Here is a 23,187-nt window from a genome sequence, read left to right as displayed (position 1 = left end):
GCTACTTGGACTTCGACTTGCTCTGCACGATCTCGAGCACGTCGCGCCCAAGCTCGATTCCGTACTGATCGTCGACTTGGACGCGCACGACCCAGGGGCCAGCTGTGCGGGGGCGCGGAACCTTCGCGACATACGCTTCGCCCTCACGCTGCCAGGCGAGGTCTAGCGGGTCTACACCCAGGGTAGCGCTCAGCTTGGGCTGAATGAAGCTCGGGACACCGCCGCCATCGGTGTTCTTGAGCACGACCCGCACCTTCACATCATCCCTGGGCCAGGTCGCGAGGCGAGGGCTTAGCTTGACCTCCGCCTTGATTCCGCGTGGAGCTAGCTTGGTTGTCAAGAGCTCGTTCGTTTCCGGCAACCTGAGGTGCACATAGGTGAGCTGATCGTTCAGCAAACCGATCGGGGCTCCCGCGTCGGTGTAAGGGCGCCTTGCGCCCTGGGTGAGCCGCAAGCCGTGGGCCGCGGTGAAGTGCATGGCCTGGCTCTCCCCCAAACGGATCACGCCTTTCGTGTCCACGTAGGCGCCTGGAGGTAAATCCACACCGACCACTCGTATGGGCAGCGGTGTCGAGGCGATCCCGCGATGCCCAAAGCCGTCGATCGCAGCGACCACGGTCTCGTAGGTACCGGGACGCAGTGGAACGGGGACTGACGCCAGCGTCGGCTGGGCGGTTTCGACGGTGTACCTCACGTCGCTGCCCGTCAAACGGACTTCGAAGCCCTTGGCCTTTTCCGCGGGGCTCCAGCTGAGTCCGGCCAGCTGAACGGGAGCGCTGGTCACAGCGTAGAGTTGTCGCTCTGCGCTGACGGTCTTTGGTGGTGCGAGCAGGGAGCTCTCGGAACCTTCCGGGATCGCGCTGTTGAAGCTCTTGATGCGGTTCGTGGCGAGAGGAGAGTAGCGACGCCCGGTGCTGGTCAGCACGTTGCCCGAGCGATTGGCGAATGACGCATACTCACCTTCGACGAGCGCTTCCATGCGCCCGCCATAGCTGACAGCGATTCCGCGGTGGCTGCTGAACAACAGCACATGAGCATCGGTCGCGACGGTGTTCACTTCGACTCGGCCTTGGTCGACGTAGAGCATCGCGAGAACACGCATCTTGCCGTCGATCATCATGCGCTGACGTTCGTTCATCAGTCGCACGCGAGCTGGCTGACCGGCGAACGGATGTAGCGTGATGCGGGCGCCATTGAACGCCTCGAAGCGAGCTGTCGACGCTGCTTCCCAGAACCCGGCGCTGTGAGTCGGGCTGCCGATGGTCGCGGTCCAAGTTGGTTTCGGAGGGACGTTCTTTGCCTCCGCGGTGTTGCTGCCTTGGGCGAAAGCGCCAACCCCAGTCAGGGCGAGGGTAAGCAGCCAACGAGCGCGACCATGGAGCGTGCGAGATCCGAGCATGACTCGTGGGAGAACGGCTGCGGCCGCAGCTCCTTGAATGTTCAGTGGCTGGGGACCAACGTGGCGGTCTTGAGTTCGTGAGAAGTGGCATGATTCTCGCAACTTAGCTACGTGACCCCTGCACAGACTTCAGTTGCGAGCGGCCACACCCAGCTCCAAAGAACGAAGTGAGAGGTGCAAACCGGTTTCACAAGGGAAGCTAGGGAGGCATGAGGAGCCCGTGAGCATGGAAACGCAGAACTGTCGAGTGTGCGGCGCGAAGCTGGGATCCGGGCGCTTCTGTCACCAGTGCGGCGCGGTGGTGCAGGTCGCCCCAGGCGCTGACCCGCTGATTGGTCGCGTCCTCAACGACCGATACCGCGTGCTGAGAGTACTCGGCGAAGGCGGGATGGGCGTCGTGTACGAGGGCGAGCAAGCCATCGGTGGCAGCTCGCGCCGGGTTGCGATCAAGACGCTGCGTGATGTCCACGACTCGGTGCTCGTTGCGCGGTTCTATCGCGAGTGCGAGACGCTTGCCGGTTTGGCCCATCCCAACACCGTGCGTGTCTACGACTTCGGCGAGACCAGCGATGGCGTGCTGTTCATCGTGATGGAGTATGTCGACGGCAAGTCACTCAGCGAGTTGCTCGAGGACGGGCCGTTAGCGCCAGCGCGCGCCGCGCACATCGTGCGACAGATCGCCAGCGCTCTCAGTGAGGCACACGGTCAAGGCGTCATCCACCGCGACCTCAAGCCCGACAACATCTACGTGGTGCGCCGCGGTGAGCGCGAAGTGGTGAAGCTGCTCGACTTTGGCATCGCGAGGCGTTGCCGTCCGGATGGGACCACCCAGGACGTCAAGCTAACCAACGACGGCAGTGTGCTCGGTACCCCGGCGTACATGAGCCCCGAGCAGTTCACCGAGTCCACGGTCGACCAGCACAGCGACATCTATGCGCTCGCGGTGATCACGTACGAGCTCTTGACCGGCGAGATGCCGTACGGAGATGCCAACACTCCCTGGGAGTGGGCCAGCCGCCACATGAGCTCCGAGCCCGTGCCGTTGGTCACTCGCGGCCTCACGGTGGACCCCGCGATCGAGACGGTGATCTTCAAGGGCCTCGCTAAAGATCCTCACAAGCGGCCCGACACTGCCATCGAGTTTGCTGAGCAATTCGATGCAGCGATCGCCGGCACGCTAGACACCCTGGAGGTGCCATCGTCCCGCGGGAAGCGCACCGGCACAGAGGCCATGCGCGCAACCCCTGGTCACACCGGCCTGCCGACTCAGGCCAGCATGGGTGTACCGATGGCAGCTTCACCGATGGCGATGCCGCCCCTGGTGTTCACGCCGATGCCGCAGGAGCGGCCACGCAAGCGCTCCAAGCTGCCGGCCATCCTCGCGACGCTTGCACTTGCACTGGGCGGCGCCACGCTCGCGGTCGCGATGGATCAAGGCTTGATCGACACGAGCGGCGAGACCACGGTCGCAACCCAGGAGCTGGCTCCCGCTGCCCAGCTGACTGAGGTGGCGCCCATCGAAGCCGAGCCTCCGGCGCTGGAACCCGAGCTCAATCAGAGTATCCCTGAGGAACCAGTCTCTCAGGCTCCGGTCCCGAGGGCGCCGAGTCGCCCGGCCCCCGCTCCGGCTCCAACCCCAGAACCGACGATCCCTGGTGTGGTGCTTCCGCTACCGATCCCCACTTTCACGCCGCCGGCGACAAGCCAGCCCGAGCCCCCGCCAGCCCCCACGCCAGCCCCAAGCAGCACCCCGGCGCCCCCCAAGCTCGAGATCCCGAACCTGCTCAAGCGCATCCCGCGGCCCTCGGTAAAGCCCTCGGCTTCACCTTCGTCCAGCGCCCCGGCGCCAACCCCAGCACCCTCATCCACGACCCCCCGCCTGAAGCGCCTACCTAAGCTTGGGAACTAGCGCGAACCGGTCGAGCCCGCGCCCCGGGGGCGAGGGCGCGCGCTCGACCTCATTTCCGCGCGGTTTGTTCCCTCGCTGCTGTCTTGTTGAGGGGGCGTTTCCGACGCCCCCTCCCCCAGCTTCGCTGGGGCCCCCACCCCAATCGGCAGCGTCGAACAGGCGCTGAGCTGATAGGGGAGGGTACGGCAAATAACCGCGAGGAAACGTTGTGATTGCTTCGGCTCGGGCGTTGGGTGGCTTCCCCCGCAAGCGGGGCCCCCACCCCAATCGGTGCATCCTTTGAGCGCCAATGCACTTCAGTGCTCCACCCTTGGGGAGGAGACTCTGTTTGCGAGCCAGCGAGCAAAACAGAGGAGGGGGATGGGGTCATCCCCTCGAGAAGCAGAGGCAAGAGCGAGCACGGGTGTGCAAACGCAGGCAGTTGAGCGCCCTCACCCCGCTGGGGCGCGCAACTGCCGTTGCATTCAGCGGCGAGCGGGCGCGTAGGAGACTCTGTTTCCGCGCGTAAGCGCGAGGAACAGAGGAGGGGTCTCGGGTGAGACCCCTCAGAAAATAGGGTGTAGCGTGAACAATCTAGGGGATACGCAGGCACGCAGGCGCCCCTCACCTTGAGGGGGCGAATGCGTGCCGATGCCCTCTGTTGGTGAACGCTATAGAAACCACAGCGCGAGCACGACCAGCGTGGCTGTTACCGCCACGGAGGTGAGGGCGGCGACTTCCCAGCGGCTCGCGCGAGGATCACTGAAACGCAGCTCGATGGAGGCGAAGCGGCTGGCCTCACGGCGCTGTCCGTTGCTCAACGCTAGGTTGGCGGCGCGGATTGCGGTGGCGTGCTGATCGTCCAACATCGGGACGGGGTTCTGACACAGCGTGTCGATGGATGTCGAGGCGGTCCATGGATTCAGCGGTTCATCGTAGCGATTTCAACATCTTAGCGATGCGGGGTTGGTCGCTCGAACGCTAGGCCGAGGGACAGCCAGAGCGCTTATGCGCGTCTGCCGTTAGCGGAACCGGGCTTTGCCGCGAGACTCCCACCACTCCTGGTAGCGGGCTTGTGCCTTGGCGCGCTCCGCTCGCGGCAGGTCGTCGTAGTAGCCAAAGTATTCCTTCGTCAGGCTCTTCAGCTCATCACCTGCGGCTCGGCGAATCTCCGGCACCTCGTGGAGAAGCGAGTCGATCAACCACTCAATGCGGTGCCGCGAGGAATTGGCTGCCCACCATTTCTTCCACCCCGCCTGATCCTGTGCGAAGTCTTGCCGGGTCAGCACGACAAGGGCCCATTGCGCGCTCTTCGCGATGTCGGTGTACTCGCTGTTCAATAGGTCGATCAGCGGACTCACCGCGCGACCTTCTCTGAGGTCGGCCAACATCTCGATCGCCGCGTGCGCTGCGTCCTCGCTCTGGCGCGCATCTCCGGCGAATTGGATCAGGGTTCGCAAGAGCTCGCTACGGGAAGCTTCGTCCGAGAGCAACATGCGCCCGGCTGCCAGTGCCGCGCGTCTTACGTCCGGATCCTTGTCGGTCACCCGTCGGCCCACGTTGCGGGCCGACTCGCCACAGGGCATCTCCCCCAACAATCGCGTGGCCCAACCACGGACAACCGGATCGCGGTCTTGAGTACGAACGGCGACGAAGCCGACCGCGTCTTGGCCGATTGCAGCGAGCGCCTTGAGCACCGGGCCGCACTCGCTGGCGCGGATGGGACCGTCAGAGCCCACGGGTTTCTGTTCCGCATGGATTGGCCCGGGAAATGCCGCCAACAGCGCACCGAGAGATCGCTTGCCGTCTTCCACGATTGCTTCGAAGGCGATCTCGTTGCCCGCGATCAGGTCTTGTACGAGGTCGTGCGTGTCCGACTCGTTGACGATTACCTTCGGTAGGTGAACCGAGTCGTGACGAGACACCAGCGCGGAGGGCGCCACCGACATACGGCGAGAAGACGCGGCCAGCGGTGCTTCGTCGAGGAACTCTTCGTCTGGGTAGCTCACGCGCTCATCGACCGCGCTCACTGATATCTCTGGACCTTCCTCGTGCGAAGGGGTCGGGAGCGGCTGACTGCCGATGCCGGGGTCAGTATTGTGCTCCGCCTCGTACTCGACGGCCTCTGCGACCTTCATCTTGCCGCCGGAACGCCGGGTGAGCGGAAACACCGGAGGCTCGCTAGGCCGCGTTGGGGGAGTCTCTTGGATCTCGGTTTCGCCCACCGAGCCCAAGGAAAGCGTCTTGCCTCGCGGAATCGATTTCTTGGGCTTCTCAGGTAGTTTGTCTGCCTTCGCTTCTTGCTCGAGCAGGGCCGGCACGCGTCGACTGTTCGGAGCCATGACCTCGCGCCTCGCGCGCGCTAGTTGCGAAACCGAGCTTGGCGTCCCTTGGGGTGGTGTGCTGGTGCGTCGTTCCCCCGTGTCAGCGGCCTTCAAGTCGGTTGGCTTTGCCGAGGCTTGAGTGTGCGCCAGGGTGCCCAGTACCGCCGTTGCTTTTGAACGCTTGTTGACGCTGAGGGGGATCGGCTCTTGCTCACCCGAGTCCTCACGCCCTTCTCGGGTTGGACTCGTGATCGTTGGGGGGCTGGCGTCCCGCTCGGTCGAGCTCGGGCCAATGACGATGGTCCGACTCGGAGCAATGGATTGTGGCTTGGCTTCAGCTTCGGCTGACGCGTGCGTCTTTGCGAGGTCAGCCGGGGGGCGTGGAGAGTCGGAGGCTCCCGTGCTCGCAAGGTCCGTCTCGGGCTTCGCTGCGGCCCGCTTCTGCGGAGGCTCAGACGCTTGGGTCTTCGCGAGATCTGCCTTCGCTTCCGGCTCGGCGGAGTCTGGCGTTTGCGCTGGTCCAGACGTTTGGGTCTTGGCCAGGTCGATGACGGGAGGTTCCGGTGCGACCGGCTTCACCACACTCACGAGATTTGGCTTCGGTGCGGGTTCCGACGCCTGGGTCTTCGTGAGGTCCTGTTTCCTCGGGGGTTCGGAGGCTTGAGTCTTGGTGAGGTCGGCGCTCTTCGGCGGTGGCTCCGACGCTACAGAGGCCTGGGTCTTTGCGAGGTCGACATCTGCTGGCGCATCGACCGGATCGGGAAATGACGCCGCGAGCTCTTCCGCGACTGATTGTGGAACCATCGCGGTTGGACGCTGAGAAACCGGCTTCGCCGGCGCCTGAGTGCGAACCTGGTTTTCTACTGGCTCGAGTAGCTCGCGCTCCGGACGCGCTGTTTCAGCGAGAGGGGGCGCCAGGGTGCTTGCACCTGCGGGCGCTTGGCTCGCTCGCTTCTTCGGGTCACCGCTCAGCGCCGAGACGAGGGCCGATGCCCGCACCTCTGGGCTCGGTTGATCTTTGATCTGTTCCGCGCGCTCTCGTTTGCGCGCTTCGGCGAGACGCGCGAGCCCCGTTGGGATCTCTCGTTTGACCTCGCGGCGCACTGCTAGCTTGCGCCTCAGGATCACGCGCTCGAGGGCTTGGCTCACTAGCGGGGAGAACGCCAGGACTTGCCCGACCGCATCCAGCTGCACGTCGTTGTTGCCCTCGCAGCCGTACAGGATCAACACGCAATGCTTACGTACGGAAACAGGGATGGCGAGCTTCGCGGTTTCGCTTGGGCGCTTGAGGTCTTCGGAAAGGCTCCTGTCGAGACCGTCGCCTGCGAGGGCTTGGAGCGTCGGGGCGCCTGCCTGCTTCGCGCTGCGCAAGATGCCAGGGAGATCTAGGGGTACACCAATCCCGCGCACCTCCGCAGTGGTCGCGCCGGGGCCGCTGGCGTTGCGACCCTCCGCGAGGTCTCCCTGTACTGCGAACAACGCCGTGTACTCGAAGTACTGCGCTGAATAGTCAAAGAACGCCGAGAGGACGTCGTCCCGAGACTCAGCGTCGATCAGATCCTGCTCGGCTTCGGCTGCCGTGTAGGGGCCGCGTCGCCGCGCCTTGGGCTCCGCCGCCTTCCAGCGTTCCACGTCGCGTCCAAGGTTTGCCAGCCTCTCACTGGGGGAAGGTCCGATGGAAACCGGCGGCGCATCGTCAGGCGCTTCTTCGAACTTGGGTTCAGGAGCGACTGGCTGAGCAGCAGCAGGGGCCTCGGTGGCGTTGGCCGGAGCAGCTCTTGGCGGTGCAGCCTCCGGCGGTGCAGCTTCCGGTGGATGTACTGATGGCTGCACCGAGACGTTGGGGTGGTGATCTTCGGTGGACAACGGCGGCACCCGCAGCGAGGGCTGCGTCCGCTGGTTCTCTTCGTTGCCTTTTTTCGGCTCGTCTGGCTTGGCAGTCGCCTCCTCCTTGGCCTCCGGGGGAGCTGGCGGATCCGACGCGCGAAAGATGGTGGTCTCGGGTTCGACCGAGGTGGGGCCGAACAAGTCGAGGTGGTTCGCCTCTGCCGGAGACTGTTCCTCCAGAGCAGCTTGGGGCGAGGGCAGACTCGGCGCACCTGCGGGGACTCGCAGTGACGGCACCTCGAATTTTTCCTCGGGGAAATCTGGCGGCGGCGGCGGCTGGCTTTGCTTGACCAGCTCGCGCAGGGCGACTTCAGGGACGTTGTCCGTCTGCGCTTCGTGGATGTCGCTAGCTGCGCTGGGGGGCGGTATGGATGGCAGCTCCGTGGCCGGGGGGAACGCGATCGGCGGCACGGAAGGTGGCCGGGGTACGTCCGCGAAATTCAGGGGCAGGTCGATCGCTGGCGGCCCTTCGCTTGGGTGCGGATCCGGCTCTCCGTCCAGCCGCGCTACGATGCGGGCCGAGCGGCGATCGATGGGAACGCCGTAGTCCCTCGCGATGGCTTGAGCGATGCGCGCGCGGGGCGCGACCCGCTGCTCCAGCCGGACACCCAGCAAGAAGCCGAGGTCACTCTCCACGTCTTCCGGTAGCGGCCCCGCAACGCACACCACCAGAGCGCCCGGTTGCTCGTCCAGAGGATAGATGGCGTGTCGGCTCGCAACGTCGCTCGGCAAGAGACGAAGCGCTTCCGCGGTGGCGCGAGGGAGCGTGCCTTGTGGCGCCGGCTGCAGGCCGTGGAGCTGGCTCAGCAGGTTCAGTAACTGACCTTCGTCCACCTGGGTGATTTCCAGGAGGTTCGTCAGCAAGTCACCGCCGTACAGCACCTGCCTCGCCAGTGCGTCTTCGACCTCGCGCATCGTGGCGACGGAATGCTTGACGATGCTCGAGGAAAGCGTGGGCATACGAGGGGCTTGGCGCGGGGTTTCTGGCTGAAAGTTTCTGGGTGTACCCAGGGATGTCAACGCTCGTGCACACTGTACACGGATGTGTGTGGCTGGCCGAACTGTTTACAAACGGCGCACCTCCCCCCAAACCCCCTGAAAAAGGCCATTATGCTGAGCGCTGGGAGCGCCGAGCCTGAACGCGGAGCGGTCTCTGACGCGGGCCGCTATCCGCTGCCCGTGAACGCCGCCATGCCACTCTCGAGCAGGAGCCAGCGGGCGAGCCCGAGGTAGATCATGATGCCCAAGACATCGACCAGAGTGGCGATGAACGGAGTCGAACTCGTCGCCGGGTCGAGGCCAATCCGGCTCAAGAGCAGCGGCATCATCCCGCCAACCACGCACCCCATCACGACGATGGAGACTAGCGTCACCGCGACGAGCAACGCGAACGTGGAGTTCTCCCCCGCGACAACCACCCGCAGCGCCCCGACGGCGCCGAGAGTACCGCCGAGGATCAGCCCCTGGCTGAGCTCTCTAGCGAGGACCCGCCACCAGTCGCGATGGTGCACATCGCCCACCGCAAGCCCGCGGGTGATCAGCGTTGAAGACTGAGAGCCGGAGTTGCCTCCCGCCGAGATCAACATCGGCAGGTAGAAGCTCAAGTGAGCGATCGAGGCGAGCACCCCGTCGAAGTGTTGAATCGCCGTTGCCGTGAAGAAACCGCCGACGAACAGCACCAGCAGCCAGGGCGCCCGCTTCTTGACGAAGGTCAACAGCGACGTCTCGAAATACGTCTCGCTCAGGGGGTCGATGGCGCCCATCTTGTGGACGTCTTCGCTCTGCTCCTCGGCCAAGACGTCTAGGATGTCGTCCGCCGTGATGACGCCCAGAATTACACCTCGCTCGTCGACCACGGGCAGGGTGTTCATGTCGTATTTCCCCAGGGTACGCGCGACGTCCTCCTGGTCCATCTCGGGCGGCACGCTGATCAGGTTGAGGCGCATGACCTCTTCCACCTTCGCCATCGGGTCCGCCAGGAGCACGTCACGGATCCGCAAGTAGCCCTTCACCAGGTCTTCGCTGTCGACCACATAGATCGCGTCCAGCGTCTCGGCGTCGACGGCTTGCTTGCGGATTTCCTCCATCGCGCCCTGCACCGTGAGGCCGGGCTCCACCCAGAGGTAGTCCGTGGTCATCAGACCACCCGCGGAAGTGTCCTGCCACTGACGTAGCTCGCGCACTTCCGTAGCGACTTCGGCGTCCAGCTCCTCGAGCCGCTTGATCAGCGGCAGGCTCATTTCCGGGGGGAGATCGTCGACGAAGTCCGCTAGGTCGTCGGTGTCCATCTCCACCGCGAGCTCCGCGGCGACTTCGACACCCATTGCCTCGGCCAGCGACTCCTGCACCGGGTCGTCGAGGCGCTCGAAGACTTGGGCGGCGTACTCCGTCGGCAGGCTCTCGAGCACCTTGGCGGCGTGGTCGCGCTCCAGCTCCTCGATGACGTCAGCGACGTCTTCGGGGTGGATGTCGTCCAGCAGCTCTTGCAGCTCCGCCGGGCTCTCCTCGAGGAGCGCCTTCAGCTCCGGACCGATGAGCCGTGCCAGCTGCATCGCGCGCCTCTACCACGAAGTCACGCACTTGGGATCCTGCCAAGCGGGGCGTCCAAAAAAGACACGCGTGCGTCTTGGCTACAAAAAGCCGCGAGCGCCGCTCCAAACGGAGACGACGCTCGCTCGATTCACGGGTGGTCAGCCGTGGCTGGAAATCGCTACTGACAGTCGCCGTTGATCTTGATGGCAGACGCCGCGAACCCAGCCTCGAGTGCCCATGCGTCCTTGCAATCAGCAGTCGCCGCGGCGTTCGTCGTCGAGCACCAGTCGCCCTCGGGACGCTCGCCGTTCTTCCAAGCGTCCGTATCAGAGCACTTGCCGTCGGGCATGCCCTTCCAGTCAGCACCTGCGATTTGCGCGCACAGGCTCGTGCTCAGGTCGTCGATGTAGACTTCCTCGGCTTCCTCGATCGTGATGTAGCCCTTGAGGTGACCGCCGGTGGTCCACGTCGTCTCACCGGCGGTGGTGTCCGGGAGGCACAAGTTTGCGGACGTGAACTGGTCGCCGTTGTACTTGCCTACGCAGTTGTGGTCGGCGCTGAACGTGCCGTCGAAGTCGATGCCGTGTAGCGGCAGCAAGATCACCTTCGTCTTGGCGACGTCCAGGAAGATCGGCACCACGACACCGTCCACGGACGCGCCGAACTTGCCTTGGTCGTCGACGGTCACGTCGACCTGCGCGGGCTTCACGTCGAGCGCCGGGTTCGAGTTGGGGATCGAGACGAAGCACGCGCCCGCCTTGGGATCCGTGATGGGATCGCCACCACCCGTCTTCAGCTTGCCCGCCTTCGAGTCGAACTCGATGAGCCAGGTGAAGGTGCCATCGCCGGTCTCGTTGCAGGCCTCTTGATTCAGGCCGATGCCCTTGTTGACGACGACCTCTTGAATCAGCTTGTTGGCGAGGGCTGCGGGCTTGTCGATCTTCAAGTATGAGAAGCGACCCGTCCAGACGTCGGAGCTGGAGTTGTCTGCCTTCGCGAGGCACTCGGCGCCTGGGCCCGTGGGGCCATCGACGTAGCACTCAGCAGCCTTGGGCATGCACTCACCGACGTTTCCGGTCCCGCCGCTCGCGCCGCTACCGCCGTTGCCCGCGCTTCCTCCGCCCTCGCTGTCGCTGGAGCAGCCGAACGCGCTCAGACTCATCCCAACTGCCAAGCAAGCCAACCCAACAACCTTAAGCTTCATCGTCGTCTCCATTGGTTCGCTGCCTGAGAAAGCCCAGTGCATGCGCCCCGGTGTGTCGCCCAACCTCGTCGTCGTCCGGCTCGGGTCTTTTCAGATGCGAGTCGAACGCGAACGACGTTCTTATCACGCCCGACACATCCCGGAAAACTGACTTCGACCTCAGGTTTTTCTCTGGCACCCGCGGAATTCGGCAGCGCGCGGCCAGGCAGCACAAAATCCGACAGATTCCCGCGTCCGACAATGGCCGTTACCACCCGGAGGAGGCGTTTCTGGCGCTTCCGGCACACCTTGCGGGGTTTGGGGGGGAGGTGCGTTGCTTCGCAGCGACCCGACCCAAGCGCCATTCGAGACAGCCACCGAACGGAAGGGTGCGCCGCCCAGGAGCGCACCGCTCGAGCTCTTGACGTCACCCTTCGCGCTGCGTTTCCCTTGAGGGAAAAGCCACCGTGCATCAAGTGTTTCAGTGCGAGAATTGCCGCCCTCGCGACTGCGCGCGTGAGTGAGCCTCAGATCTTCTGCGAAGTGCACGCTTGGCCAGCACGCCGGTTGATCAGCACGACGGTTGATCATCAAAGAGCGTTGGCGCTCGCTTGACGCCCAGCTTGATTCGCCGGACCCAATACTGGCGTGCATCAGCCCCCACTCCTGGATGCAGCGCGCATGGCAGGCCCGGCTCTCACAGCCAACGGCGCACGCACCCGGTGATCGCTGCGATCCACGGAAGCATGCCGCTGGACTGGTGGAGCAGTGGAAGGTTCTTCAGGCTCGAGAAAACAGCATCGACCAGCACGGTGGTGCACGCGCGCGCAGGTAGTAGACGAGCGGCGCGTGTGTGCTGTTCGGCGAGCCGCAGCGAATTTCCACGGCAGCTCGAACCACGGACGCTCGAACCACGGACGCTCGAACAGCGCCGTCCACGTCGCAGCCATGGGATCGACTTACCTAAGCACTTCGAACCTCAATGCTTTCACGCTTCAGGGCTGGTTCACTGGCGCCCGCTGAGAAAGAATGGGAGGGATGGCCGACCCCCGTCCGAAGATCCCGCGTCCAGGTCCAAAGGGACCAGACGATTCTGGACTTGGGTCTGGGACGCATCGTGCGTCGCTCCCAGCGGCCCCGCGCCGCGCGCCCCAGAAGACTCTGCTTGGAATTCCGGGGCCAAGCGGTGCGCGGCCTTCCCGCATGCCGTCGAGTCCCGAACCAGAACCGGCGGAGGTGATCGCTGTGCCCCCGCCTCCTCCCAAGCGTCCGCCGCCGCCCGCGCGCGTCTCTCCGGATCTCATTCCCCCGCGGAACCGGGCGTCGGGCGGGGCGCAAAAGAAAGTCGATCTAGGGCGGACGGCGATCCTGCCTGAGAAGGCGGACCTCGGGAAGACGGCAGTCATCGCTCCAAAGACGGATCTGGGAAAGACCGCCGTGATCCCGGCGCCCAGCTCGAGCACCTTTGACCGAGCGCTCGTCCTGCCCAACTCGGGCGCAAAGCCGCCTGCCTTGGCAACTCCCATCGTCCCGCCCGCGACACCCGCAGCCGTGGCGGCTGGGGGTCCAATCGAGGATGCTTACGATGCGAACGCCGCGGAAACGATTTCACCTCCCGCCGACCTGGCGGTGTTGGATGACGAACCAACCCACGTAAAAGCCGTTCCCATTACGAGCATCAAGCCACTGGCTGAGCGGCCAGGGCCGAGGCCCAAAGGGCTCGAGCTGAAGCTACCGCCGCTCGGTGATGAAGCACGCCCCCCCGCGGATGATCCCGACGCGTTCGACGACGAGGCGCCCACGCGGCGGGTGGATCTGCAGAGCCTCGCGCGGGAGAAGTCCGGAGCAAGACGCAAGACGCCATCGGTTCCCGACGGAACTGCTGAGCCCGCAGTGCTCTTGGTTGGGTTCAGCGACGAGCTACGCGAGGCGCTCTCGGAGGCCCTGGGGCGCCAGTCCGTGTTTGCGGAGACGGCGGAAGCGGGGACCGTGGTTCCAGCGGTTACCGTGGCGGCGCCCGACCTTGTCGTGCTGATGGGTGATGGCGGTCGGCAAGAGACGCGAGCGCTCTTGGATGAGCTGGCATCTTCGCCGCTCAGCTCCGTGGTTCCCGTGGCGCTGGTCACCGACGATCCCGATCTCGGGGCGCGCTTGGCAGCGTTCCGTCACGGCGCAGCTGCGGTGATTCCGAAGAGCGCCAGCGTGAGCACGTTGGCGGAGCGCATCTCCGAGCTGGTGCGTGAAATCCCCGAGCGCGGTGACGCGCTGGGGCGAGTCGGCGAAGCAACGCTCAACGAGCTGGTCGACACGTTGGCCCACGAGCTTCGCAGCGGAATCCTGTCGGTGAAACAGGAAGGCGAGCGCGAAGGCGTGCGCCTGGTGCTGGGTCGCGGACGTCCCCTGGCAACGCTGATCGACGAGTTCGTGACCCGCGTGCGCAGCCAGATCGAGGTCGCGGAGCCGCTGCTCTACGAGTTCGACGAGCGCGCGATGGGAACCGTGGAGCTGCTCGCCGCGGACCTCGAGGACGAGCTTCCTGCGGCTGATGTCACGGGCCTGCGGATCATCCTCGCTGACGACGACTCGGCACGCGCTGATGCGGTTGCTCAGGAGCTGCGGGCTCACGGCGCGCAGGTCGTGGTGACCGATTTGGAGCCTTCCGCGGCCCACTTCGGGCGTTTGCGGCAGCTGGATCCGATGGTCCTGGTGATCGGAGACAATCAGCTCCAAGGCGCCGGCTACCATCTGGTCAAGATGATGCGCGAGCATCGTCGACTGCGCTGGGCATCGCTATTAGTCGTGCACTGGGACGAGCTCTGGTCCGAAGAGCGTGGTGTCCCCAACACATCCGTGTTGCTCAATCGCCTGGCTGGGCTGGCGGAGCCGGAGCGGCTGATCTCTACGCGTTTGGCGACCGAGGAAGCCTTCGACACCCGACTGGAAGCCCTCGGGCCCGCGCGCTTGGTACGGGCGCTGACCACAGAGCAGGCTTTGCGTGTTACCGTGCGGAATCCTCGGTACTACGTGCAGGTGTCGATCGCCCAGAACCTGATCGCAGGCGCCGTGGGATTCACCCAGGCCGGTGCTCGCTTGGAAGGGCCCCAGGCGTTGGCGGCGCTGCTGAACATCGGCTCCGGTCGCGTACACGTCGAGCCAGGGCGCGCGAGCAACGCGACCAACTTGATGTCGACAGTCGACGTCGCGCTGGGCTTGGCAGAGTCTGAAGAGCCGCCGATCCCGGAGTCCATCCCTGCACCTCCACCGACCGACTTTCCACCGGCGCTGCCGCGGGTCGGCACTCAGCCAGCGGGGTTGAACAGCACTCAGCTGATCGCTCCGCCCGTCGAAAACCATTTCCCCGAGGCAGCCGCGAGCGCGCTGGCGGCGCCACCGCTACCAGGAGCGCGGCCGGCTCCGAACTTGCCGGTCCCCAACCTGAGCGATGGCTCGGAGGACCTCCCAGGGCCGAATCTCAGCCTGCGGCCACCACCAAAGCCGGGCCTCGGGCGCAGGCAGAAGCTGATGATCGGCGTTGGGGCTGGCGTGGGTGCGCTGTGCTTCCTGCTCATTCTCGCAATCGCCCTCGGAAGCAAGGGCAAGCCGGAGCCAAAAGCGCTCGCCAGCGTGCCGCTACAGCGGGAGGAGCCCGCAAGCGCCGTCGAGCCGACGAAGGCGACGCCCGCGGAAACGGCACCCGCGCCCGCCGAGCCAGAAGCGAAACCTGAACCAACCGAGACCGAGGCGAAGCAGGCTGCGCCCAAGACGACCGAGTCCAAACCGCCTGAGTCTAAGTCCGCTGAGCCGAAGGCGGCGGAAGCCGAGATGCCACAGCCGGAGCCTGCCGAGGCCGCGCCGCCGCCGAGTGACTCCGGGGGTGACGCATCGGGCTTGCCCACGCCAATCCAAATCAAGGCCAAGACGTGCAAGCAAGCGCTCGCCGCAGAGGACCCGGAGGCAGGCGGAAAGGGCGCCTCGCTGCGCGAGATTGAACGCGGGAAGCGCGCAATCGTAGCCGGAGACCTGCCACGCGCCCAGCGCGCCTACTGCCAGGCGCTCGTGTTTTCCCCCGAGGAAACGCGAGCGATGAGCGGGTTAGGCCTCGTGCTGATGATGCAGGGCGACGGCGAACAGGCCGCGACCTATCTGAAGCAAGCGATCAACGACGACGTTGACGACTCGCGGCAGCTCTATGGCGACGCCCTGGCCTTGTCCGGCCACTACCAAGAGGCCAAGGCTGAGTGGCTCAAAGCAGCCGACATCGAGGCTGGCGATGTCGCTCAAATCGAGAGCCTCGCGCACATCAATCAGACGAAAGCGGACCAGTCGTTTCGCCAGCGCAACTACCCGCGGGCTGAGCGGCTCTATCGCCGTGCGGTGTTGCTATCGCCAAGGCGCATCGAAGCCGCAGCAGGCCTGGCGCGAGTGCTCGAGCGGTGGAACCGCAAGAAGGAAGCGCTCGCTTGGACCAAGTGGCTCGTGGTTCAACGCCCCAAGAGCGGTAGCTATTGGGTGCTCCTGGGTGACATCCAAACCGATCTCGGTGACAAGGCCTCTGCGAAAGATGCGTACACGAAGGCGCTGCAGGTAGAGCCTGGGAATCGCGAAGCGCAAGCCCGCTTGCGCTGATCCAATCCTTCGCGACCGACTCCCGTTCGCCCGGATGTGGGTGGCTTTCTATCAGCCGTTTTGGTTCGCGATTCGAAATCGACATCACGAGTGAGATTTTGCACCACGTTTGCGCCGAACGCACATGGCGTTGAGCGATGTGGTCGCTCATGGGGCTCTGCGCCTCGGATCTGGCGGATCCTAGCGGAACCAAGTCATCCCTGCGCGAACGGCTTTGAACCCCCGCTCTGAGCGGTTTCGGACAGGTCCGCTCCGTCGGGGTCGCTAGCTTGAACGGCGGAGGTCGTTCGATGCACAAGATGCTAGCCAATCGTCGGTTCTTTGCGCTGCTCGTCGCAGGTTTGCTCCCGCTTGGGTGTGTTGAGGGCGAACCCGTGGGGAGCGCAACACGTCCGTTGGTCGTCGAGAGCGCTGCCTGCAAGGTGCAGTATGAGGTGAGCAGCCAGTGGAATGGTGGCTTCGTGGCGAACGTCACGCTGACCAACAAGGGCAGCGCCAAGCAGAGTTGGGTGCTCGAGTGGGACTTCCCGAGCGGCCAGCGCGTGACCAGCGACTGGAATGCAACGCTGTCGCAATCCGGGGCGGCGGTCAGTGCCGAGAACGTGAGCTGGAATGGGCGGATCGGGGGAGGGGAGTCGAAGAGCTTCGGCTTCACCGCGTCCACGAGCGGGAGCAATGGCCTGCCGAGCGAGTTCTGGCTCAACGGTGAGTCGTGCAGCGGGTCGAACCCAAGCGGCGGTCAAGGCGGCGCAGGAGGCTCTGGTGGAGGCGCTGGCACCGGGGCGAGCGGTGGCACGACCGGCGGCGGTGGAGCCGGAGGGTCTGGCGCCGGAGCCAGCGGCAGCAGCGGTTCAGGTGGTGGCGCGGGATGCAGCGCGGAGCCGTTCCGCGCGGGAACGAGCTATGGCGCGGGTGATGTGGTGGAGAACGTGGGGCGCTACTTCCAGTGCAAGCCCTTCCCGTTCTCTGGCTGGTGCGGGATCCGTGGCTACGAGCCGGGAACTGGTCTCTACTGGCAGGACGCGTGGGACGAGGTCGCGTCCTGTGGCGCAGGCGGCAGCGGTGGCGCAGGCGGCAGCGGTGGCTCCGGTGGTAGCACGGCAGGCAGCGGCGGTTCAGGCGGCGGCACCGCGGGTACGGGCAGCGGTGGTTCTGGTGGCAGCGGCGGTTCTGGTGGCAGCAGCGGTAGCACTGGCTTCTCGGCTCTGATCAGCGAGAGTCAGTTCAACGCCATGTTCCCCAACCGGAACAGCTTCTACACCTACTGGGACCTGGTCAGCGCCACTGCGACCTATCCTAGCTTCGCCGGAACCGGAGACGACACCACGAAGAAGCGGGAGGTCGCGGCGTTCCTGGCGAACATGGCGCACGAGACGGGGGAGCTCGTGTACATCGAAGAGATCGCCAAGGGCGAGTATTGTACGCCCAGCCCGGGCTGCCCCTGTGCCCCAGGGAAACGCTACTACGGTCGCGGCCCGATTCAGCTGAGCTGGAACTACAACTACTGCGCAGCGGGTCAAGCCCTGGGGCTAAACCTGCAAGCGGACCCCGACTTGGTAGCGCGCGACGCGAAGGTCGCCTGGCAAACGGGGCTCTGGTTCTGGATGACTCAAACCGGCGCAGGCAGCCAGACCGCTCACAACGGCATTGTTGGCGGCAGCTTCGCTGAGACGATCCGCACCATCAACGGATCCCTGGAGTGCAACGGCGGGAACCCCGCCCAGGTTCAGGCGCGGGTGAGCTACTACGAGCAGTTCTGTGCCCTGCTAGGAGTTTCCCCGGGGAACAATCTCTACTGTTGAATGCGTCCAACAGAAACGCGGCGTCGGTGCTCCGACGCCGCGTCTCACCCTCACCCCCAAAAAACCGGATGGGAAACGAGGAGCTACGGGACGACGCCGATACTGCCCACGGCGTTGGTCAGGCCATCGCCGAAGTCGAGCACGCCTTCGTCCGTCACCTGACCGCCTGCAGCAAATCGCAGCATGCGGATCCCGCCATTCTCGGCGACGAAGACTCGACCCTTGTGCTGACCTTCGTCGATGGACACGGCGAACGCGGGGAGCTCTGGAGCGGAGCTGTAGGCTACCTCACCGCGTACGCTGAAGGGTTCTGCGGCGGTTGGGTCGTAGTCCAAGATCCAGAGCTTTTCTCCGAACCCTGACACTACCAGCGCGGCGTCGTCGAAGGGTGAGGTCACGATGTCGATGGGGTCTTCGATTGGGCTCAGCACCTGGGCCATGCTGGGAGACGCACCGAGCTTGGCGACGCCCACACGATTCGGGACGCTGCTGAAGCCAGCGTTGTCGCCCATCAGCGCGAACTTGCCGTCGTGGGTCACGACCAGCGTGGACACCTGGGCCTCTTCGTCATTGAAGACCGTGGTGCCAGCGGTGCGCGTCGGCGCGCTGCCCCACGCGAGGACGTGGAAGTCTTCTCCTGTCGGCGAATCGCCGAGATCGCGTGCGAAGGAGTAGGCGGTGTTCGGATCGTTCGGAGCGAAGGCGAAGCCGTAGGGGAGCTTCGCGTCCACGAGCTTGCGCTCGTTGCTCAGGCTGCCGTCGCAGCCGATGTCCACGGCGTAGATCCCGCCGCCGTTCTCGCGCCAGTTGCCGTCCTGGATGTAGAGCGATGAGCCGTCTGGAGCCATCACGAGGCCGCTTGCGTAGAACCCGCCTTCATACGCCGCGTGCACCACCTCCACCCCACTTGCCGTGAGGCGGAACACGCCGAGCTTGCCGTCGTCCTCTGCCACGAAGCCAATCTGACCGTCTGGTGTGAAGATAATTTCTCCAAGGAAATTTCGACCGAGATCGAAGGTCGAGCCGCGGGTGAGCGTCGTACCGTCGACCTCTACCAGTTCGTACACCGGCGCTTGTGCGCCGGTTGCGTCATAAGGATGCGAGACGACGAACTGCAGCACTGCGTGATCTGCTGGCGCGGTGGCGTGACAGCTGGTGCCGCCGGTGCCAGCCGTGCCTCCGCTGCCGCCTGTCGACCCACCGCTACCGGCTGAACCGCCGCTACTTCCGCCGGTTCCCCCCGCGCCGCCACTGCCACTCGAACCAGCCGCGCCGCCGGTGCCTCCTGCCGCGCCCGCGCCCTTGGAACCTGTTGAGCCGCCGTCGTCACTGCCGCAGGCGAAACACAGGAATGGAACGAGGGCTGCAAAGACAGGGGCAATCGAGCAGCGCGAAAGCTGGGTAAGGGAGCGGCGCGGGATTTTCATGGCGGGAATGTAGGCGGGGGACGGTGCCGCTGGCAAGCCGACAAACGCTGCGTTCACGCGACTGGGGAGAGCATTTCCGCGCGGCGTAGTGAGGCATGGATGAAGCGCTGTTTTTCCAGACGGTATGACAACCCTGTCAGGGACACCGGGCTTGAAATTCACAGTAGTAGCGCGCCGCTCTTCGGCAAACCTGACCGGGGAAGAGCGCGTTTGGCAGCGTCGTAGACTGATCGACTTGCTTACTTTGGAGGCGACATGAAACTTTGGAAGACTGGTTTTGGGGTGCTGGTTCTGTGCGGCTTGGTGACTCAGGGCGCGTGCGTCCCAACGGGACCGCAGGACACGGAGAACCCCGCGGCGCCGGTGAGCGCGCTGGATGATCCAAGTCACCCAGGCCTCGAGTCGTGCACCAACGCTCAGGTCGAGTCGGAACTCCAGCTCGCGGTCGACTTCAAGGACAGCTGCCACGAGATGGTGATCTGCGGAGGCCTCTCGATGGCCTTCGTGAGCACCTTGGTGAGCGTGCTGTTCAACTCGGCATCAGGCAACGACACCGAGGCAGATGGCTTCCGCTACGTGGGTGAGGGGCGCTACGCCGCTGGTAGTCAGATGGAACTCACGCTGACGCTCGGCAAGGATACGAGCTTCGGCAAAGCCGGCGACGTGATCGACTTCGACGTGTTCCAGCTCGGTAACTACTTCACCAAGGCGACCGTCACTGCCAAGGCGTCCGTCGACACCAGCGGTGAGACCACGACGACGGTGAACGCGACCTACGAGGGCGCGCAGAACGGCGCCGAGCTGCTCGGTCTCGAAGGGGGCGCGAGCGGTGAGCTACACCTCGACCTGAACGAAATCGCGAACGCGCTGAGCGAGCACGTACTGATTGAGACGCGCATCCTGATGCGAGACTCCCGGGAAGCCAGCACGGTGAGCTATCAGCTCTACGCACCGCCGACCAAGCTGGGCGTCTACTTCAGCAATGGTCCGATGGACATGCAGCTAGTTGACGTCGCCGCACAGTCCACCACCGGGCAGGTGATGACGGTCACCAACTGGGCGATGGAGTACAAGACGGTGAGTGGTGGCGGCACCCTGGACGGAAAGATTGACTTCGAGGTGCGCGGGGGCAGCTTCGACTACGCGGCGCACTTTGTGTATCCGCACAGAAAAGAGCCGGACGTCACGCTCAACTGCTTGTGACCTTCACTGGGCGCGTGCTGCGGGCGAGCCAAGCCGCCCAGGCGATGAGCAAGAGCTGAATCAACGCGCGCAGCGGATGATAGAAGCCGGGAACCTGCATCCCATCCACCTGCACTCCGGCGAGCCAGTGATAGAGGTTCGCCGGATACACCGCGACGAGCAGCGCCACCACGCCCCACGCCGCCCAGTGCCGCGTCCTCGAGAGCGCCAAGCCGACGCCCAAGGTCAGCTCCGCCACACCGCTCACATAGACGATGAGCAGAGGGAACGGGAGCATGCTCGGCACGATCTGCACGAAGAAGCTGGGGTTCACGAAGTGCATCACCCCGGCGCTGGTGTAGAAAAACGCCATCACGTAGGCGCTGACGAGCTGAGCACGTGTCGGCATCCGCGTCGCATAGGGTCACACGCAGCGCGTGGCAAGCTTGGCGCGCTTTTACAATCGATGCGCAGGGGTTCCGCGTTACACCCTCACCCCCAAACCCGTGAGCTGCGGCGCGTATTGTTGACGAAGCAGGGTCCTGGGGTTGGGGTGAGGTAGCGACGAATGAGTGACATGAAGACGTATCAAGGTGGCTGTCACTGCGGCAACGTGCGGTACGAAGTACAGCTCGAGCTGGGCGAGGTGATGACCTGCAACTGCTCCATCTGCTCCAAGACGGGCACGATGCTAGCGTTCGTCCCTGAAGCGCAGTTCAAGCTGTTGCAAGGTGAGGAGTCGCTCAGCGACTATCAGTTCAACAAGAACGTGATCCATCACCTGTTCTGCAAGAACTGCGGCATTCGCTCGTTTGCGCGCGGAATCGGACCTGGCGGCCAGGTGATGGCGGCGGTGAACGTGCGCTGCTTGGACGATATCGACCTTGGAGCGCTGAAGATCAAGCAGGTCGACGGCAAGAGCTACTGATCGCTAAGCCGGTAGGCTCGCCTTGGGGTTCTTTGGGTTGTAGATCACCCAGATCACCTCACCGACCCCAGGCGGGTTCACTGTCTTCCATTCCCCACGGAATACGCCCCGGGGGGTTTGGAAGGAGTAGTGGGCGATCATCACCCGCTGATCGTTCTGACTCGATGCGGACGCGGTCACCTCTTGGACTCGCGCTTGGGCTGCGGTGCCGTGCCTGTAGACGCGGCGGCGCCCAAGGGCGATCAAGAACCCTGCAAAAGCCATGTCCCGCGCGCACTCTTCGCCTGGGCCACCGCCGGTACCCCGCGGTAATCAAGCATCCAGCCCTCCCAGGGCATGGGCATGGTGAAGGCAAAGATCGTGAAGATGATCATCGGGATCCCGCCGAACATCGTGCCGAACATCAGCATGAAGCCTGCGTTCCAGCCGACCGCGCCTGAACGAATGGGGCGCGGTGGCGGCGGTGGAGGGCCCTTGACCTGCTTCGGTCGCGGCGGCTCCAACGGTGGAGGCGGCGCGTAGCCCCACTGCGGTCCCCCGGGTTGTCCCGGTGCGCCCGGCTGACCCGGCGCGCCCGGTTGATTCGGCCACCCCACGCTCATGTTCCCATGTTCTCAGAACCTGGGACGCAGGCGCAACGTGAGCCCGCCTGGAGTTGAAGCTATTAAGGTATCCGACGCGGAAACTGCCGGGCTATTGCAGGCGGCGCAGCGCGAACTGCCACTCGGTTTCGCCAGACGCATCGGCGACGCCGAGTGCGTCGATGTAGCCAACGGATTCGACCCCCACCTCGGTCGCGCGATCCATCAACGCCCGTGCGTGGTACGGGTGGTGGTAGAGCGACCCAACCGTGGTCGGGACCTTCTCGGGCAAGGTGTTGTGCACCCAAAAGGGCGGGTCGTCGCTGGACATCAAGCCAAGCATGTCTACTTCCGCGCGGTATGCAGTGATGGCGGGCGTGGGCAACTCGTCGATGGTCTGCATGCCATAGAAGGAGAGCAACCGCTGCTCCATGCCCAGGTCTTCAGTGACTTGGACCAGATCGAGGTTGTACGGGGCGAAGACCACGGTTTGCCACTTCAGCAGGTCGTAGGTCGCTTGGGTGCTGTTGGCGATCACACCCAGTACGCGCGTGCTCTCATGCTCGACCGGGCTCTCAGCGTCGGGGCGCGCCATGTCGTCATGGAAGCCGAGCCACAGGCTCGTGCCGGCACCCGCAGAGCCCCCCCGTAACACGACCTTGGTGGCGTTCAGGTTGAGCTCGCTTGCGTGGTAGCGGATGAACTTGAGAGCTCGACGGTTGTCGCTCAAGCACTTGATCACACCGTCGCTGTCGACGTCATCGAGCACGCGGTACTCGAGACTCGCGTAGGCCACGCCTGCGTTGAGCAAGCTGCGGATGCCGTCTGAGTTGCCGTACTGGTCCTTCGAGCCGCCGGTGAATCCGCCACCGTGAATGAAGACGACGATCGGGGTTGGGGCGGCTGCTGCAGGCTTGAACAGATCAAAGCGCATGCGCGCGTCGGTGCCGTACGGAATGTCCGAGTAGAACTCGGTGCCGTCCGGGACGTCGAACGGAGCGGGTGAAGCAGCAGGCAACGTGAGGTCGTCGAGGTAGAGGTCGGCGTAGGGATCCACACCGCCGGTGCCGCCATTTGAAGTGCCTCCACTCGAGGCGCCTCCGCTCGAGGTGCCGGCGCTTGAAGTGCCGCCCGTCGCGGCACTTCCGCTCGCTCCCGCAGCTCCACCGCTCGCGGCGCCGCCGCTATCCGAGCCGGCGCTGCCACCCATCCCTCCCGCGCTCGTTCCCGAGCTGTCACTGCTCGAGCAGGCGTTGAGCGCCAGCAGGGGAACGAGGACCAGGCTGGTGAGGAGGCGTTGCATACCTCCTGCTTCGCAAGCTGCGTACCAAGGGCCCGGGCGCGAAATCACGCACGAATTGCCGCCGCTCTCAGCGCTCAGGCGAGGCGTGTGCGCCACGCCCGCTGCACGCGCGCAGCGCTCTCTTC

Annotated in this window: 15 protein-coding genes; 5 read left to right on the top strand and 10 right to left on the bottom strand. The window is 64.8% G+C overall.

Annotation, left to right across the window (positions count from 1 at the left end):
* Position 1: 1 nt before the first annotated feature.
* Positions 2-1,399: a hypothetical protein gene (locus H6718_06345; GenBank protein MCB9584998.1), complete on the bottom strand. Its 1,398-nt coding sequence runs from the start codon at positions 1,397-1,399 to the stop codon at positions 2-4.
* A 220-nt stretch (positions 1,400-1,619) separates the two neighbouring features.
* Here H6718_06345 and H6718_06340 point away from each other — a divergent pair, with 220 nt between their 5' ends.
* Entirely contained in the window at positions 1,620-3,308 is a 1,689-nt protein-coding gene (locus tag H6718_06340) for a serine/threonine protein kinase (GenBank protein ID MCB9584997.1), read from the top strand.
* A 650-nt stretch (positions 3,309-3,958) separates the two neighbouring features.
* Here the strand turns inward: H6718_06340 and H6718_06335 are convergent.
* The 4 genes from H6718_06335 to H6718_06320 all read right to left on the bottom strand — a co-directional run bounded on the left by H6718_06335 (position 3,959) and on the right by H6718_06320 (position 11,234).
* A complete protein-coding gene (locus H6718_06335) occupies positions 3,959-4,156 on the bottom strand; it encodes a hypothetical protein (GenBank protein ID MCB9584996.1) in 198 nt (65 codons plus the stop codon).
* 153 nt (positions 4,157-4,309) lie between these two features.
* A complete protein-coding gene (locus tag H6718_06330) occupies positions 4,310-8,458 on the bottom strand; it encodes a hypothetical protein (GenBank protein MCB9584995.1) in 4,149 nt (1,382 codons plus the stop codon).
* A 206-nt stretch (positions 8,459-8,664) separates the two neighbouring features.
* Positions 8,665-10,050 (bottom strand): magnesium transporter, encoded by a 1,386-nt coding sequence (gene mgtE / locus H6718_06325; GenBank protein MCB9584994.1) that lies wholly within the window; start codon positions 10,048-10,050, stop codon positions 8,665-8,667.
* A gap of 158 nt (positions 10,051-10,208) precedes the next feature.
* Positions 10,209-11,234 carry a hypothetical protein gene (locus tag H6718_06320; GenBank protein ID MCB9584993.1) on the bottom strand — a complete coding sequence of 342 codons (1,026 nt, stop codon included), beginning with the start codon at positions 11,232-11,234 and terminating at the stop codon, positions 10,209-10,211.
* Positions 11,235-12,416: 1,182 nt separating this feature from the next.
* Here H6718_06320 and H6718_06315 point away from each other — a divergent pair.
* Both H6718_06315 and H6718_06310 read left to right on the top strand, forming a co-directional pair.
* Positions 12,417-15,839 (top strand): tetratricopeptide repeat protein, encoded by a 3,423-nt coding sequence (locus H6718_06315; protein MCB9584992.1) that lies wholly within the window; start codon positions 12,417-12,419, stop codon positions 15,837-15,839.
* A gap of 290 nt (positions 15,840-16,129) precedes the next feature.
* Positions 16,130-17,641, top strand: a complete 1,512-nt coding sequence (locus tag H6718_06310; protein ID MCB9584991.1) for a cellulose binding domain-containing protein — start codon at positions 16,130-16,132, stop codon at positions 17,639-17,641.
* Positions 17,642-17,724: 83 nt separating this feature from the next.
* On the opposite strand, the gene H6718_06305 is transcribed toward H6718_06310, so the two are convergent.
* Complete coding sequence (locus H6718_06305) at positions 17,725-19,068, bottom strand: hypothetical protein (protein MCB9584990.1); 1,344 nt, start codon at positions 19,066-19,068, stop codon at positions 17,725-17,727.
* Between the two features lie 255 nt (positions 19,069-19,323).
* Here H6718_06305 and H6718_06300 point away from each other — a divergent pair, with 255 nt between their 5' ends.
* Complete coding sequence (locus tag H6718_06300) at positions 19,324-20,271, top strand: hypothetical protein (protein MCB9584989.1); 948 nt, start codon at positions 19,324-19,326, stop codon at positions 20,269-20,271.
* Here the strand turns inward: H6718_06300 and H6718_06295 are convergent.
* Complete coding sequence (locus tag H6718_06295; protein ID MCB9584988.1) at positions 20,258-20,659, bottom strand: DoxX family protein; 402 nt, start codon at positions 20,657-20,659, stop codon at positions 20,258-20,260. The two genes, H6718_06300 and H6718_06295, sit on opposite strands and share 14 nt — an antisense overlap.
* A 159-nt stretch (positions 20,660-20,818) precedes the next feature.
* Between H6718_06295 and H6718_06290 the strand changes: the two genes are divergently transcribed.
* The gene (locus H6718_06290) at positions 20,819-21,178 is read left to right on the top strand and encodes a GFA family protein (GenBank protein MCB9584987.1); all 360 of its coding nucleotides are present in this window, start codon (positions 20,819-20,821) and stop codon (positions 21,176-21,178) included.
* Between the two features lie 3 nt (positions 21,179-21,181).
* Here the strand turns inward: H6718_06290 and H6718_06285 are convergent, their stop codons facing one another.
* From H6718_06285 to H6718_06275, 3 genes are all read right to left on the bottom strand, one after another.
* Positions 21,182-21,442, bottom strand: coding sequence for a hypothetical protein (locus H6718_06285; protein MCB9584986.1), 261 nt, complete (start codon positions 21,440-21,442; stop codon positions 21,182-21,184).
* The gene (locus tag H6718_06280) at positions 21,421-21,780 is read right to left on the bottom strand and encodes a hypothetical protein (protein MCB9584985.1); all 360 of its coding nucleotides are present in this window, start codon (positions 21,778-21,780) and stop codon (positions 21,421-21,423) included. Before H6718_06280 ends, H6718_06285 begins: the two co-directional genes overlap by 22 nt.
* A 91-nt stretch (positions 21,781-21,871) precedes the next feature.
* Positions 21,872-23,062, bottom strand: a complete 1,191-nt coding sequence (locus tag H6718_06275) for an alpha/beta hydrolase (GenBank protein ID MCB9584984.1) — start codon at positions 23,060-23,062, stop codon at positions 21,872-21,874.
* Positions 23,063-23,187: the final 125 nt, after the last annotated feature.

Source organism: Polyangiaceae bacterium, assembly GCA_020633205.1.
Lineage (GTDB): Bacteria > Myxococcota_A > Polyangia > Polyangiales > Polyangiaceae > JAHBVY01.
The sequence above is the reverse complement of the archived record's forward strand: the minus strand, read 5'-3'. Positions and strand labels throughout refer to the sequence as shown.

Bases quoted from the DNA above. Each gene is read 5' to 3' on its own strand.
- H6718_06290 (MCB9584987.1), top strand. From the start codon at position 20,819: ATGAGTGACATGAAGACGTATCAAGGTGGCTGTCACTGCGGCAACGTG.
- H6718_06285 (MCB9584986.1), bottom strand. From the start codon at position 21,442: ATGGCTTTTGCAGGGTTCTTGATCGCCCTTGGGCGCCGCCGCGTCTAC.
- H6718_06330 (MCB9584995.1), bottom strand. From the start codon at position 8,458: ATGCCCACGCTTTCCTCGAGCATCGTCAAGCATTCCGTCGCCACGATG.
- H6718_06310 (MCB9584991.1), top strand. From the start codon at position 16,130: ATGCACAAGATGCTAGCCAATCGTCGGTTCTTTGCGCTGCTCGTCGCA.
- H6718_06305 (MCB9584990.1), bottom strand. From the start codon at position 19,068: ATGAAAATCCCGCGCCGCTCCCTTACCCAGCTTTCGCGCTGCTCGATT.
- H6718_06280 (MCB9584985.1), bottom strand. From the start codon at position 21,780: ATGAGCGTGGGGTGGCCGAATCAACCGGGCGCGCCGGGTCAGCCGGGC.
- H6718_06320 (MCB9584993.1), bottom strand. From the start codon at position 11,234: ATGAAGCTTAAGGTTGTTGGGTTGGCTTGCTTGGCAGTTGGGATGAGT.
- H6718_06315 (MCB9584992.1), top strand. From the start codon at position 12,417: ATGCCGTCGAGTCCCGAACCAGAACCGGCGGAGGTGATCGCTGTGCCC.
- H6718_06295 (MCB9584988.1), bottom strand. From the start codon at position 20,659: ATGCCGACACGTGCTCAGCTCGTCAGCGCCTACGTGATGGCGTTTTTC.
- H6718_06275 (MCB9584984.1), bottom strand. From the start codon at position 23,062: ATGCAACGCCTCCTCACCAGCCTGGTCCTCGTTCCCCTGCTGGCGCTC.
- mgtE (MCB9584994.1), bottom strand. From the start codon at position 10,050: ATGCAGCTGGCACGGCTCATCGGTCCGGAGCTGAAGGCGCTCCTCGAG.
- H6718_06300 (MCB9584989.1), top strand. From the start codon at position 19,324: ATGAAACTTTGGAAGACTGGTTTTGGGGTGCTGGTTCTGTGCGGCTTG.
- H6718_06335 (MCB9584996.1), bottom strand. From the start codon at position 4,156: ATGTTGGACGATCAGCACGCCACCGCAATCCGCGCCGCCAACCTAGCG.
- H6718_06345 (MCB9584998.1), bottom strand. From the start codon at position 1,399: ATGCTCGGATCTCGCACGCTCCATGGTCGCGCTCGTTGGCTGCTTACC.